Below are 13,905 nucleotides of genomic sequence, written 5' to 3'. Positions count from 1 at the left end.
TAAATGAAGGATGAGAAGCAGCATGTTTATATTATAGGTTCAAAGGGAATCCCTGCGCATTATGGGGGATTCGAAACTTTTGTGGAGCAGTTGACCAAGAATCAAGTGGATAAAAGAATCCAATACCATGTCGCCTGTATGCGTGAAAATTCGGAAAAATCAGATATTCATCAAAAGCACTTTGAGCATAACCACGCGAAGTGCTTTACTATTGACGTGCCCAAAATGGGTCCAGCACGAGCAATCTATTACGATATCATGGCGTTAAATTATGCGATACAGTTAGCAAAAATCAATCAAGATGAACAGCCTATTTTCTATGTTCTCGCTTGTCGAATCGGTCCTTTTATCGGTCGCATGAAAAAGAGGATCACGGCTCTTGGAGGACGCTTATTTGTCAATCCGGATGGGCACGAATGGCGGCGAGCGAAGTGGTCGTATCCTGTTCGGAGGTACTGGAAATATTCCGAACGGTTGATGGTAAAACATGCCGATCTACTGATCTGTGATAGTCAAACCATCGAGAAATCGATTCATGAGACGTATGCTTCTTACAAACCACAGACGACCTATCTTGCTTACGGAACGGATTTAGAAAAATCTACATTAAATGACACCCATTCTGAAGTTTGCGACTGGTATCAAGAAAAGGATATTTCCCTACGGGAATACTATTTAGTTGTCGGTCGGTTTGTGCCAGAAAATAATTATGAAACGATGATTCGTGAATTTATGAAATCTGAGACGACAAAGGACTTGGTTCTAATTACGAATGTTGAACAAAATAAATTCTATGACCATTTGCGAAGAGCGACAAATTTTGAAACCGATCCGAGAATTAAATTTGTTGGTACCGTCTATAACCAAGAACTACTAAAATACATCCGAGAGAATGCGTTTGCTTATCTCCATGGTCATGAGGTAGGGGGGACCAATCCGTCTTTGTTGGAAGCGATGGGACTAACAAAATTGAATCTTTTGTTAGATGTGGGCTTCAATCGAGAAGTAGGTAGAGGTTCTGCCGTGTACTGGAAAAAAGAGAGTGCCTTACACAAAACGATTACAGATCTGGATTCACCGATTGAAGAAATATTGACCCTTAAAGGGCTGAAACATCCGGATCATATTTCATCTGAATTTTCGTGGGAGAGGATCATTTCTTCTTATGAAGCATTATTGATGAATAATCGGTGATTTATGAAATTGATTGGGAACAATGAGTACGTGTAGGGGGGATTTAAAACGCTAGCTGTTTCCGAAGGAAACGGTGAAACACTACTAGGAAATAAGTAGTCTATTTGTAGGAGTAAGTTAAGAGGAGCGAGTGAATGGTGGAGGAGAATCAGTTAAGGAGACTCCAATTGTTGGAATTAGAGGCATTAATAGAATTACGTACATTTTGTCAAAGACATGGCATGGATTTCTTTTTACGAGGTGGAAGTGTCATGGGGGCAGTAAAATACAGCGGGTTTGTTCCATGGGATGATGATGCAGATATCGCCATTTTTAGAAAAGATTATGATCGATTGATTGAACTAACAGCCACAAATGAGTGGTCAGAAAAATTTGATGTGATCAGCTATAAACACAATCCAGAGATTCATTGTTATTTCCCAAGGGTATTGTTAAAAGAGGCAATACGAAAGCAAGAAGGGCTACCGAAAAATAATCACTTGGGATTAAGTGTGATCGATATTCTTCCAATTGATGGCAGTCCCAATGCTGCTCCTTTAAAAGCCATCTATTATGCATGGGTCTATATCTATCGTGCACTTGCAGGGGTATGGACGATGGGAATCGAAGATACGGTAGATATGCATGATTCAACAAAGAAAAAAGTCTTGCGCTTTTTAAAACGAATTCGAATCCACCGTCTCTATTCGCAGGTGGGGATCTATGAGCGGTTGGATCGTTTGTATACTAAATATCCCATTGAACAGTCAAGGGAGATAGGCACGATCACGGGCTCCTTGTACAAAAAAGAAATACTCCCGAAGGAGTGGTGGGGGAAAGGGCACGAACGTGCTTTTGAGAACCAGTCATTTCTCGTCCCCGAGAATGATGATGCTTATTTGAAACAGCTATATGGAGAAAATTATCTGACGTATACCCCAGATATTACGGAACAATTAGCAAGAAAACATATTAAATAGTTTCCTAAAATAGTAAATGAAAACGATCAATGAATGAAAGAGAAGAATCCGAGTTTTTTAGCTGTGGTGTTTTCCTTTAAATAAAGGTCGCGGTGTATACTCAAATTCCAGTTGACTGTTCAGTCAATAGTGAGAAAGGATTCACTTATACGAATAATTTTTGGAGGGTTTTCTATGTTTTGTTTTGTCGTGCTGCATTACCTAGTCAAAGAAGAGACGATTTTATGTGTGAACAGTATTCTACAGCTGATCGGAGAAAAACGAATCATTATCGTCGATAATGCGTCACCAAATGGCTCAGGAAAAGAGTTGGAACAAATTTATTCAGCGGTTCCATCTATTGATGTGATCGTTTTACCTGAAAATGGTGGATTTGCGAAAGGAAACAACATTGGGTATCTGTATGCGAAAAAACTGTATAATCCCGAAAGCATTGTCATTATGAACAATGATATTCAAATTACTCAACAGGACTTTATTCTTACGGCAAAAGAGCTTTATAAAGCGGAACAGTACGCCGTTTTGGGTCCAGATGTCTATGCGACCTCGTTGAATATTCATCAAAGTCCGAAGCGATTAACACACTACACGTTGAATGAGATAGCGGGATTGTTGCAAAGTTATGAAAAGAAATGTTCGCAAAAAACGTTAACGAAAGTCAAATGTCGGGTCAAACGAGTAAACGTGTTAAAACGCTTTGTTTACAACCAGAGAATTAAGAAAAACCGAATCGACCATCGAAACACTTACTATGATGTCCCATTACACGGCTCCTGTTTAGTTTTCTCCGAAGCTTTTATTCAACAACGAGACCATGCGTTTTTCAAGGGAACCTTTATGTATTATGAGACGGAGATCCTTGACTATCTATGTCAAAAAAACCATCTTAAAACGATGTATACGCCTCGACTGCAAGTGTTGCATCACCATAATGTCTCGACGAATCAGTCCTTTCAATCAGATATTCAGAGAACAACGTTTATGAATGAGACGATTCGGGATTCGTTGGCGGCATTTCATGCTTTGATGGTAAAAGATGAAACAGAAAACGCCTTTTTGGAGTAAGTATTAGAAAATTGGAGGAAAGCATGTGCTGATCGCTATTTTATTTATTATCGAGATTTTTTTGATTTTACTCGTTTTTCATCTCATGCAGTATGACTTATTCAGACCTTCGGTCGTTTTTCTATCTGTTTTTGCCCTAAGTACTTTTTTTGCCTTATTAAACGTTTTCAATTGGCAGATTGACTATTTGCCAAAGACGCTTGGCATCCTAGTACTTGGATTTTTACTTGCCATTACGGCAGATTACTTAGTCTTCCTCTTTTATTCACGCTCGATTGGAAAGGAACAAGAATTGCAGGTATTGATGGTTGAAAAATGGAAGGTCTTCCTCATTCTACTCCTTCAATTTGCAGCTCTGTTTTTATACTACAAGGAGATTAAGCGTTTAGCAGTCATCAGTGGGTATGTCGATGGGGCCAATCTCTTGTGGCATTTTCGTAATGCGACGTCTTATACTGCCGAGGCTTCAATCAGTGGCTTGGTGAGTCTGTTTGTAAAAACTTCTGATGCCATCGGCTATGTGTTTACCTTTGCATTTATTCAAAATGCGTTGTCAAAAAAAGTCAAGTTGAGGAACTATTTTTTTTATCTTTTTCCGATCCTTCTTTTCGCGATTCGCGTCCTAATGGGATCGGGGCGTCAAGAACTGTTACGGTGGGTGGCTTTTTCAGTTGTGATTAGTTATATTCTGTTGCAATATCGTTCTGGTTGGTCGCCAAAAAAGCTGTCTTTTCGGTATATGAGAAAGATTGTGGTGATTTTGCCAATTACGCTGGGGTTCTTTTACTTTGCGGCGAGTTTTATTGGTCGAGAAACCACACGTACTTTTTTTCAATACATTTCGACTTATGCAGGAGGATCGATTCAGCACTTTAATCAGTACTTAACTGAACGTCCTTTAGTTGTTGAAAAACATTTTGGCGCGGAGACCTTTCCGGCGGTTTATTCTTTCCTCAACCGGTTTGGAATAACTACTTACACACGAAGTGTGCACCTTGAAATGCGGCAACTAGGGATTACACAAGGCAATATTTATACGTTCTTTCGGCGACCTTATCATGACTTCGGTCTATTTGGAATGTGTTTAATGGTATTTGTGGTGATTCTTCTATTCTCTGTATGGTACTCCTCTTTTAAACAGAAAACACTAGGCCCAAAGACTAATTATTCGATCCTCTGTTATGGCTATCTTTTTTATTGGATTGTTCTGGCTTCGATCGAGAATTATGCGATCGGTTTGATTTCATTAGGAACGGTCATGACTCTCGTACTCATCAAGGTGATCTACTTCTTTTTATTCGATTTTTCCTTGAAACGGAGAAAGGTAAAGATAGGATACCCCGAACAGCTTGAGAATGAATCTTCTGCTTTAAAAATGATGAAAAAGTGAGGGTACCTTTGAATACGAAAACAAAGCATCTATTAAAAAATATTCATTATACTGTTACGGCTAATTTTCTGGTATTGACGATCTCAGTTTTATTAAACTTGTTTGTTCCCAAATTTATTGGGGTGAAGGATTATAGTTACTGGCAGCTTTATGTCTTTTATACCTCTTATGTAGGCCTTTTTCATTTGGGGTGGTTGGATGGCATCTATTTGAAGATTGGTGGAAAAGAGTACCATGAACTGGACAAATCCGGACTTGGAAGCCAGTTTTGGTATTTCTTTTTCTTTGAATGCAGTTTATCTCTAATTTTTGGCGTGACGATTTGGTTATTGCCCATTTCGGAACCAAAGGTTCCCATTCTGTTATTTACAGCACTAGCTTCAGTGATTAGAAATTGTACGACCTTCATGCTTTATATCCTTCAATCAACCAATCGAATCAAAGAGTATGCCCAGGTGTCTCGAAATGACCGGTATGTTTACTTGGTCTTCCTAAGTCTCTATCTCTTATTTGGTGGAAGAGACTACCTCTTATTGATTTTACTGGATATTCTAGCGCGCCTTTGTGTGACGGTTTGGGGATTCTATAAGCTGAAAGATCTTTTTCTCCATAAACCCTTACGGTTTCCAGCTATTCAACCAGAAATTTTTCAAAATATCAAGATTGGCAGCAACCTCATGATCAGCAATATTATGGGAATGTTTATTATTGGGGTATCTAGAATCATGATCGAAATTCAATGGTCGGTTGAAACCTTTGGAAAGTTATCGTTGACTCTAGGTATTTCGAATATGTTCATGACATTTATCAATGCGGTAGGTGTGGTTTTATTTCCGATGCTGCGACGAACAAATCCCAAAAAATTGGGAGAATTATATTTAACCCTTCGGGCTGTTTTTGTGCCGATATCTTATGGGACTCTTCTTACGTATTATCCGTTGAAGTGGATTTTAGAAGGTTGGCTACCTGCATACAAACAGAGTTTTCTATTCATGGGGATTCTATTTCCGATGATTCTGTTTGAAGGTCGGATGACTCTACTGATTACGACGTATTTGAAAACGATTCGAAAAGAGAAATGGATTCTTTATGCCAATATATGGGCCTTTTCCTTTTCTCTTATTGGCTCCTATGTGATGACCTTTTATTGGAAGAACTTGTTAGGAGTGGTAGGGGTGATTGTTCTTAGTTCAGCGATTCGTTGTGTGATTGGGGAGCTTTTCTTAGCACAAACGATAACGCTGAAGAGTATAAAATCGTTACTGATCGAATGGTCATTAACGACTGTTTTTATTATTGGAAATATTTGCTTGCGGGAAATGACGAGTTTTATTTGTTATAGTCTTTGCTTTTTTGCGTATGCGCTTTATGACCGTTCTCTATTTTTAAACAATGCGAGACGACTAGTGAAGCTTGCAAGGGCGTAGCGCGGTAGTCCGAATAACAGATAAGCGACTAATATCAGCGAAAGGATCGAATTGAAATGATGAAACGAAACCATTATTCCCACCATGGGAAACGAGTCCGGCGTTTGAAGAGGCTATTTTTTATTTTATTAGGAGTATTTCTAGTTGTTGTACTGGCAATTGTTGGTATGGGGGCAAAAATCTATCGCGACGCAAAGTTTACGGCAGAACAAACGTATGAGTCAGTTGAGCGGAAGAAGGATTCGACGGATCAGCAAGAGTTCATCGCAAAGAAGGATCCCTTCACTATTTTATTATTGGGTGTTGATACAGGCAATTTGGGACGTGTAGAAAAAGGCCGATCCGATACAATGATGGTCGCTGCAGTGAATCCAAAGAAGAAGCAGAGTTTATTGGTGAGTCTGCCACGAGATACGTACGCAGAAATCATTGGTCATTCAACAAAAGATAAAATCAATCATGCGTATGCCTTTGGTGGGGCTTCAATGGCCATGGACACCGTTGAAGAGCTCTTGGATGTGCCTATCATGTATTATATGACAATCAATATGCAGGGGATTCAAAATTTAGTGGATGCGGTTGGCGGCATTGAAGTAACGAATTCATTTGAATTTACGTATGATGGAAAAACCTTTCCAAGAGGGCATCAAGAGTTAACTGGGGAAACCGCGTTGAAATATTCCCGAATGCGGTACGACGATCCCAATGGGGATTATGGTCGTCAACAACGGCAACAGGAACTCCTCAAAGGGGTAGCAAAGAAAGCGCTGAGTATTAAAGGACTCACTCGTTCGCAAGCCATTCTAAATACACTTGGAGCGAACGTGAAGACGGATTTAACGTTTGATGAAATGAAACGATTGATGCAGGACTACCAAGGAGCATTCAACAAGATTGAATCGGAACAGTTGAAAGGTGAAGGATTCACACAAGAAGGCATTTCGTATCAACGAGTTTCAGAAGAAGAAGTAACACGGGTTCATAAAAAGATTCTAACGATGATGAACTAGTTTCAAAAAGAAGACGTTTGAACATGATAGGTAAGAGTGATAGTCAACTCGTCTACTGAGACAAAACGATCATTAATGATTATATCGGGTGGGTGGGTCTCTAGCGTTTGTAATAATCGATTTGGTTAATTATCAGTAGAACTTTGAAAAATGATCTGATTGAGTATTCTGGTTAATACGAATTTAAAAGGCTAATGGTAATAATCCAAGATAAAAATTGAGAATATATATATATTGAGTAACCTATTTTGAAGCGCACTTGACTAAACCCGATCAAAATTCAATGGTTTTTCAGGTTGTTTCAAAGATGTTTATAAATAGCAACTTGCTATTTATCTATCACGCTCCTTGATGGCGTGTAGAGTTGATGGTTACGTAGTAGCGTATGCACCAGATGCGTAAATTTTCTTGCGATTAAGACGAATACTCGTTTGTGTTGATGTTTTGGGATCTCTTTATAATGCTGATGAAATTTTTTGTATGTTGGTATGGTATGTAGTAGTTCCGTCCCATAATCAACGGAAAGAAATTAGTTTCAAGCTGTGTATGAAAATGGAAAAGTAGAGTTGAATTTTCAAAATGTGCTGAATGGTTTTATGACTAACTTAATTCTAAAATTATTTTTCTATTTAACACGTTGTTTACTCGGTTATAAAAAAACGAATCTATCATTTAAATAGACAGTCATTGAAAAAAAATAAATGAGAATAAAAGTTACTGAAGCAACGAAAAACGATAAAAAAATACGTCTTCGATGCTTCAGAAAATAGTATAGTACTAAAAAATTAGTTTCTATAGTGCCTCACGCTAAGTGAATTTTTTAAAGAGATGATAAGTCAAATGACCCAGATTTGACCCAGAATTAGTTGAAAAATAGTTATACACACTGATGTGTAAATTAAGTAGGAATATTGTACCAATAGTGAAATCTTCTAAGTTAAAATAAAATGAAATATAAACTTACGGTGACCAAGCAAAAGATTCATTAAGCAAATAATGATTGATCAACCCCGCTCGTTTGAGTGGGGTTTTTGTTTACTAAAAGGTGAAAATGCCAGTGTAAGCATATTAGGAGATACATTCAATCACTTGTGCTATGGTTAATCTATAGAAATAAGTGAAGTGGATGATCTAGCTGCTGCTTTTCTTATTCATCCAAAATCTTAGGAGGAGAATCGCATGAAATCACTATTTAAGTTTATGGTTGCCAGTACCCTTATTGTAGGCGGAGTTTTAGTAGCGGGAACAATTTTGACAACGAAGAAGATCGACGAATATGGCGATGATCTGCAAAACTTTTTACACTAAATTTAATTATTAAGCAGCCTTACTTCAGATTTTGGAGTGGGGCTTTTTTTATGCGCAAAGCACAATTATTTCAGACCTCCATGAAATTATCGACCTTAAGAATGGTTAGATATCCGTATACTTAAGGTATCAAATGAATGAAATGGAGGAACGGATATGAAGTGGTATCAATTATCAAATGAAGATGTTTTACATAAAGTCGAATCACAAATAGCTGGATTAACGAAACAAGAACGGGAAGCTCGTTTGAAAAATAATGGACCGAACAAAATGGAGGAGAAGGAGCAGGTCAAGCTATGGCGGAAAATTGCGAAACATTTTACCGATTTATTGATGATTGTTTTGATCGTTGCTGCTCTTTTGAAATTTGGGACAGGAGAAATCGCTGAGGGTGGAATTATTTTCTTAGTGGTGATCATCAATGGGTTTGTTGGGTACTGGCAAGAACGCAAGGCGGAAGAATCATTAGATGGCTTAAAGCAAATGATGGGACAAGAGGCAACGGTCCTAAATGAAGGTCAGCCGCTCAAGCTGGCTTCAGAGGAACTGGTTCGGGGAGATGTCGTGCTCCTCAAAGCAGGCGATGTCATTCCGGCAGATTTACGTCTGATCGAAGTCCATGATTTAACAGTGGAGGAATCGATTCTGACAGGTGAATCAGAAGCTGTTGAAAAGCAGGTTGAGCGGATCTCACAAGAGGCGATGGCCGGTGATCAGTTAAACATGGCGTTTTCCGGCACACTCGTACAAACAGGATCAGCCAGAGGAATAGTGGTTGAAACGGGTGATGCAACAGAGATCGGTAAAATCAATCATGCACTGCAATCAATCCAAGGACAAACGACGCCGTTAGTCAAAAAAATGCATCAGCTGAACAAACAGATTTTTAGAGGTATTTTGGCTCTGATCGTATTTTTACTCTTCTTTACAAGCTTCAGATATGGGATGGATTGGAGTCTGATGTTTTCTGCGAGTATCGCATTGATCGTCGCAATGATTCCAGAGGGACTGCCAGCTGTCTTAACGATGATCCTTTCAATGGGTGTCAAAGAAATGGCGGATGAGAATGCCATCATCAAAGGGATGCCGGCTGTAGAAACGCTAGGCTCAATGACGGTGATCTGTTCTGACAAAACAGGAACGCTTACGAAAAATGAGATGACAGTACAGGAAGTCATGACGGAAGAATTGTCGGTAGTCAAAGAGATCATGAATAACTGTCAGGAGTTAAAGACAAAAGATGATCAGAAAATCGAAGAGATTCACGGCAATCCGACTGAGCTTGCATTATTGAAGTACGTAGCGGAAGAAAAGCAGCAATTAAAACCAGTACTGGCGAAAATCCCCTTCAGCTCAAGCTATAAATACATGGCGACAATGCATGATGAGGGTGAGGGACGAGTGATTTTTGTTAAAGGGGCTCCGGAGGTATTATTGGAAAAAGCAGATTTAACGAATGAAGCAAGGAACCAGTGGGAGAAGCGCGGCTTAGAATTAGCCAGCAAAGGGCAGCGTGTACTCGGCTTCGGTTATAAAAAGGTCTCTTCAACCGAATTAACCCATGAGTCGTTGTCAGGACTAACATTTGCTGGTTTAGCTGGGATCATTGATCCGCCCAAAGAGAGTGCCATTCGAGCGGTTGAACAGGCGCAACAGGCTGGGATATCAGTTAAGATGATCACTGGGGATCATAAAGCAACCGCACAGGCGATCAGTGAGCAAATTGGTTTGAAGCATACAGCTAAACTATTAGAGGGTGCTGATATTGATGGAATGTCTGATGACGCATTGGCCGAAGCAGTTGGTAAAGTGGACGTCTTTGCTCGGACAACTCCGGATCATAAGCTTAGGATTGTGACCGCGTTGCAGAAGAAAGAAGAAGTTGTAGGGATGACCGGTGACGGAGTGAACGATGCGCCTGCTTTAAAACAGGCCGATATTGGTATCGCGATGGGGATAAAAGGCAGCGAGGTAAGTAAACAAGCAGCGGATATGGTGTTAGCTGACGATAATTTTTACACGATCGTGAAAGCTGTTAAGGAAGGTCGGAGAATTTTTGATAATCTGCAAAAGACGATTAATTTCTTTTTACCAACGGCATTAGCACAGGGACTGATCGTCATACTTGCTTTGCTGATGAATCGCCCACTGCCTTTAACACCGATTCAAATTTTATGGGTTAACATGGTAACGACAATCACATTATCCTATGCGCTAGGGTTTGAAAAGGCGAGTGGTGACACGATGACTCGTCCGCCGAGAGATACGAAGATGGGAATTCTGTCAGGCTACAGCTTCTTTAGGATTCTATATGTCTCCTTGCTGATTATGATTCCGGCGTACTTCTTGTCCATGCAATTTGAAGGAGCAGCACTGCAGCAAACGATTCTGTTACAGAGCATCGTTTTAGGACAGGCTGTATACATGATCAATTGTCGTGAGATGCTCGATCCAGCGATCAATCGTCGCTTTTTCGAAAATAAATTTCTATTCATTTCACTAGCAATCCTCTTCCTGCTTCAACTAGCAGTTGTTTTCCTACCGTTAGGCCAGCATCTGATCGGAACGACGGCGCTTAGCTTAACGCAACAAATAGTAATCATTGGCAATGCACTCTTGCTGTTCTTAGTGGTTGAAATCGAGAAGCGGATCAGCAAAGGAGTCGTTCAGAGAAAAGAAAAAGCAGCTAGCCATTACCAAAAGGACTAGCCGCTTCGACTAAAGGTACGAATGAGAAGTGAGTTCGGTCAATTGACTGAGCTCATTTTTTGTTGGAATAGTTGATAAGTAAACGACTGGAAGAGGCACCGAATCTAACGGAATATTGGAAAGGATCAAATCCCCTGTCTGAAGAATCTCTTCCTGCAGTTGAGAAACCTCGAGGGAGACTAAGTTGACGCGTTTGCCTAAAAGGTCAGCCAGCTCTTGTTGAAGGAAGGCTTTCCAGGCCGGTTCGCTCTGAAAAATAAAGAAGATCGTTTTTCGATGCGGCCGGATCGAAAAAATTGCCTGTTGGCTTAAAAGAGAAAAGAGATTAACGAAATAGGTAGTATCACCGATGGCAGAAAATTGCGGCAGACTATTAAAAAGCGCTATACTTTTTTCAGTCAAAATAGCGTATGATTCATTTCTTTGAACTAGCAGCTCTTGATATTCTAGCTGAAATTGCTTTGATAGTGCAGGCGACTCGGCATATTTTAATAGCAGCAGCAATAAATTTGTTGGTAAATTTGACTGAAGCAATGCCTGTAGGTGGAGCTCATCAGCGATTGCTTGAACGGTTTGCTGTGCTTTTTCCCGCAGCAGCGGATAACCCTCAGCCAGTACGTCTGAAACCTGCTTCCCTAAAGGATTATTATAATTCCAGCTTTCCAAAAAGCAGAAAAAGGCAAAGAAGATTTCCTCGTCTTGCAGATACACCCCTTCTTTTTCGTATAGGGACTTCAAAAGCGGCGCGTAAAGAATAAACAAAGGATCTGCTGCATCAAAATGGAAATCATCGATCGGACAGCCCGCTTTGATTCGGATACTGTTGATAAAAAACCAGCAAATGCCAAAAATCTGTTCAGTATCCACAGATAAGTCCTCTGTCAGTTCTTTCGTCAAGAAACGAAGATAATGCTCTTCGTGGATCGAGTAATCTTCAAAGAAGTAATTATTATGGGTGAAGGGCAGCAGCAGCCGATGATAAAAAATTCGGATGGCACTTTCTTCGCCACTTAAATAGGCACGTGATGAAGTTAAATGAATTTTGATATTAAAAGGCTGCAGCTGACGATTGATTTTTGTGCGTTGTCGTTTGAGTGTTTCATAAGAGACACCCGTTTCATCAAGAAAACGCTGAACCGCTAAATCCTTTGTAAAAAACAATTGCTTGATCAGCTGCAGACTGACAGATTGCGGCAGAAATGTTTCCCAAATATCGTTGGTCAGCGAATTTCCGATCGAAATCAAGCGAATGCCGCTTTTATCAGAGTCCAATTCCCAATGCTCCGGCAGGTAACCGCGAATCAGCTGCAAATCTGAAAAAATGGTTCGTTCTGTCGTGCCGATTTTTTCTGCTAGTTCCTTGGCTGTTAGCTGTGAATGATTAAGAAGCTGTTCCAAAAGTAAAATCTGACGATATATATCTTTTTCAGTAATGATTTTTTTCAGCATCGAGTACATATAGGAACCCTCCTTTAAAAACAAGCATACGAAGAAAGAGCAGCTGGGTCAAGCGACAACCAGCTCAATCAGCAGAGATGATTCTAAGTGCTGGGGATTTTTTTTATGAAGGAAATAGTCTATACTTCTATAGGTAAGAAAAAATGTTTTATCAGAGAGGATGAACACAATGTTACAACGAAAAATCGGCAGCAGCTATTGGGAAACTTCGGCGATTGCTTTAGGGATCATGCGAATGTCAGCGCTAACGTCATCAAAAGCAGCAACAGTTTTAGAGACGGCTTTAGAAAGTGATATCAACTTTATCGATTCAGCGGATATGTACGGTGATGGAAAATCAGAATTAATTTTCGGTGCGGCTTTGAAAGAGGCCAACATCTCTCGAGACAAATTCTTTATTCAATCAAAAGGCGGCATCGTCACTGGGGATGACAAGCGTTATGATTTTTCGAAACAACATTTACTAGATTCTGTGGATGGGATTTTAGACCGCATGGGAATCGACTATTTGGATAGCTATCTATTGCATCGTCCTGATCCATTGATGGAGCCGGAAGAAATCGCGGAAGCCTTTGATCTCCTGCAGGCAAGCGGAAAAGTTCGCCACTTTGGTGTATCGAATTTTAATCCGGAACAATTTCAATTATTGCAATCCTATGTTGATCAAAAATTATTGATCAATCAATTGCAATTTTCGATCATGCATACAGGGATGATCGATTATGGAATGCACACAAATATGACTGATACGCGTTCGTTCGATCATGATGGCGGTGTGTTAGAATTCTCTCGTCGTAAAGGGGTAACGATCCAGGCCTGGTCGCCATTCCAATATGGCTTCTTTGAGGGCGTCTTTGTTGACAATGACAAGTTCCCAGAGCTGAATGAGTTGTTAGATAAATTAGCGAAAAAATATGAAACCAATAAAAACGCGATCGCGACTGCTTGGATTTTGCGTCATCCAGCGAACATGCAAGTGATCTTAGGTACAATGAATCCAACACGAATTAAGGAAAGTGCTGCAGGCGGCGATGTGACATTAACGAAACAAGAATGGTACGATGTATACTTCGCAGCAGGAAATGATTTACCATAAGTAAGCAGCAGCTACTGTTTGTACACCAAAAAATTTAATCATAAAGTTGAAGCTCCCTTCAGAAAGGTTTAACCATTTCTGAAGGGGGCTTTTTCTGTAAATATTTCTTATGTAATTAATTTTTACAAAAAAAGTTTCCTGATAAGTGAAAAAATATTTTTTTGAACAGTTATTTATAATCTATTTAATTCAGTATTGAAGAAGTTATTTTAAATAAAAAACGTTTTTTAATTCTATTGAATTTTTTTCTATAAAAAAACAGTTGCAGTTATTCTGTGAATAAATTACA

At 39.6% G+C, this 13,905-nt stretch carries 10 protein-coding genes and 1 pseudogene; 9 read left to right on the top strand and 2 right to left on the bottom strand.

What is annotated here, in order from left to right; all coding sequences use genetic code 11:
* Nucleotides 1-3: 3 nt before the first annotated feature.
* The 6 genes from cps2T to IGI67_RS09965 all read left to right on the top strand — a co-directional run bounded on the left by cps2T (nucleotide 4) and on the right by IGI67_RS09965 (nucleotide 7,045).
* Entirely contained in the window at nucleotides 4-1,194 is a 1,191-nt protein-coding gene (gene cps2T, locus IGI67_RS09990) for a beta 1-4 rhamnosyltransferase Cps2T (RefSeq protein WP_429957611.1), read from the top strand.
* 134 nt (nucleotides 1,195-1,328) lie between these two features.
* Nucleotides 1,329-2,153 carry a LicD family protein gene (locus tag IGI67_RS09985; protein ID WP_429957610.1) on the top strand — a complete coding sequence of 275 codons (825 nt, stop codon included), beginning with the start codon at nucleotides 1,329-1,331 and terminating at the stop codon, nucleotides 2,151-2,153.
* 174 nt (nucleotides 2,154-2,327) lie between these two features.
* Complete coding sequence (locus IGI67_RS09980; protein ID WP_429957609.1) at nucleotides 2,328-3,218, top strand: glycosyltransferase; 891 nt, start codon at nucleotides 2,328-2,330, stop codon at nucleotides 3,216-3,218.
* Nucleotides 3,219-3,243: 25 nt separating this feature from the next.
* Entirely contained in the window at nucleotides 3,244-4,608 is a 1,365-nt protein-coding gene (locus IGI67_RS09975; protein ID WP_429957608.1) for an O-antigen polymerase, read from the top strand.
* A gap of 8 nt (nucleotides 4,609-4,616) precedes the next feature.
* Complete coding sequence (locus tag IGI67_RS09970) at nucleotides 4,617-6,035, top strand: lipopolysaccharide biosynthesis protein (RefSeq protein ID WP_429957607.1); 1,419 nt, start codon at nucleotides 4,617-4,619, stop codon at nucleotides 6,033-6,035.
* Nucleotides 6,036-6,091: 56 nt separating this feature from the next.
* Complete coding sequence (locus IGI67_RS09965) at nucleotides 6,092-7,045, top strand: LCP family protein (protein WP_429957606.1); 954 nt, start codon at nucleotides 6,092-6,094, stop codon at nucleotides 7,043-7,045.
* 328 nt (nucleotides 7,046-7,373) lie between these two features.
* Here IGI67_RS09965 and IGI67_RS09960 read toward each other — a convergent pair.
* Nucleotides 7,374-7,526, bottom strand: a pseudogene (locus IGI67_RS09960) (IS110 family transposase); the annotation flags it as partial.
* 698 nt (nucleotides 7,527-8,224) lie between these two features.
* Here IGI67_RS09960 and IGI67_RS09955 point away from each other — a divergent pair.
* Both IGI67_RS09955 and IGI67_RS09950 read left to right on the top strand, forming a co-directional pair.
* Entirely contained in the window at nucleotides 8,225-8,353 is a 129-nt protein-coding gene (locus IGI67_RS09955) for a hypothetical protein (protein WP_010747051.1), read from the top strand.
* A gap of 156 nt (nucleotides 8,354-8,509) precedes the next feature.
* Nucleotides 8,510-11,062 carry an HAD-IC family P-type ATPase gene (locus IGI67_RS09950; protein ID WP_429957605.1) on the top strand — a complete coding sequence of 851 codons (2,553 nt, stop codon included), beginning with the start codon at nucleotides 8,510-8,512 and terminating at the stop codon, nucleotides 11,060-11,062.
* A 9-nt stretch (nucleotides 11,063-11,071) separates the two neighbouring features.
* Here IGI67_RS09950 and IGI67_RS09945 read toward each other — a convergent pair whose 3' ends face one another.
* Nucleotides 11,072-12,520, bottom strand: a complete 1,449-nt coding sequence (locus tag IGI67_RS09945; protein ID WP_429957604.1) for a helix-turn-helix domain-containing protein — start codon at nucleotides 12,518-12,520, stop codon at nucleotides 11,072-11,074.
* Nucleotides 12,521-12,689: 169 nt separating this feature from the next.
* Here IGI67_RS09945 and IGI67_RS09940 point away from each other — a divergent pair, with 169 nt between their 5' ends.
* Nucleotides 12,690-13,616, top strand: coding sequence for an aldo/keto reductase (locus IGI67_RS09940; RefSeq protein WP_429957603.1), 927 nt, complete (start codon nucleotides 12,690-12,692; stop codon nucleotides 13,614-13,616).
* Nucleotides 13,617-13,905: the final 289 nt, after the last annotated feature.

Origin of the sequence: Enterococcus sp. AZ196 (assembly GCF_050498845.1) — a bacterium.
Lineage (GTDB): Bacteria > Bacillota > Bacilli > Lactobacillales > Enterococcaceae > Enterococcus_A > Enterococcus_A murrayae.
This window is presented reverse-complemented; position numbering and strand designations above follow the sequence as displayed.

What these genes read in the sequence shown, in the direction of transcription:
- cps2T (WP_429957611.1), top strand. Translation starts at nt 4, where the DNA reads ATGAAGGATGAGAAGCAGCATGTTTATATTATAGGTTCAAAGGGAATC.
- IGI67_RS09985 (WP_429957610.1), top strand. Translation starts at nt 1,329, where the DNA reads ATGGTGGAGGAGAATCAGTTAAGGAGACTCCAATTGTTGGAATTAGAG.
- IGI67_RS09980 (WP_429957609.1), top strand. Translation starts at nt 2,328, where the DNA reads ATGTTTTGTTTTGTCGTGCTGCATTACCTAGTCAAAGAAGAGACGATT.
- IGI67_RS09965 (WP_429957606.1), top strand. Translation starts at nt 6,092, where the DNA reads ATGATGAAACGAAACCATTATTCCCACCATGGGAAACGAGTCCGGCGT.
- IGI67_RS09955 (WP_010747051.1), top strand. Translation starts at nt 8,225, where the DNA reads ATGAAATCACTATTTAAGTTTATGGTTGCCAGTACCCTTATTGTAGGC.
- IGI67_RS09950 (WP_429957605.1), top strand. Translation starts at nt 8,510, where the DNA reads ATGAAGTGGTATCAATTATCAAATGAAGATGTTTTACATAAAGTCGAA.
- IGI67_RS09945 (WP_429957604.1), bottom strand. Translation starts at nt 12,520, where the DNA reads ATGTACTCGATGCTGAAAAAAATCATTACTGAAAAAGATATATATCGT.
- IGI67_RS09940 (WP_429957603.1), top strand. Translation starts at nt 12,690, where the DNA reads ATGTTACAACGAAAAATCGGCAGCAGCTATTGGGAAACTTCGGCGATT.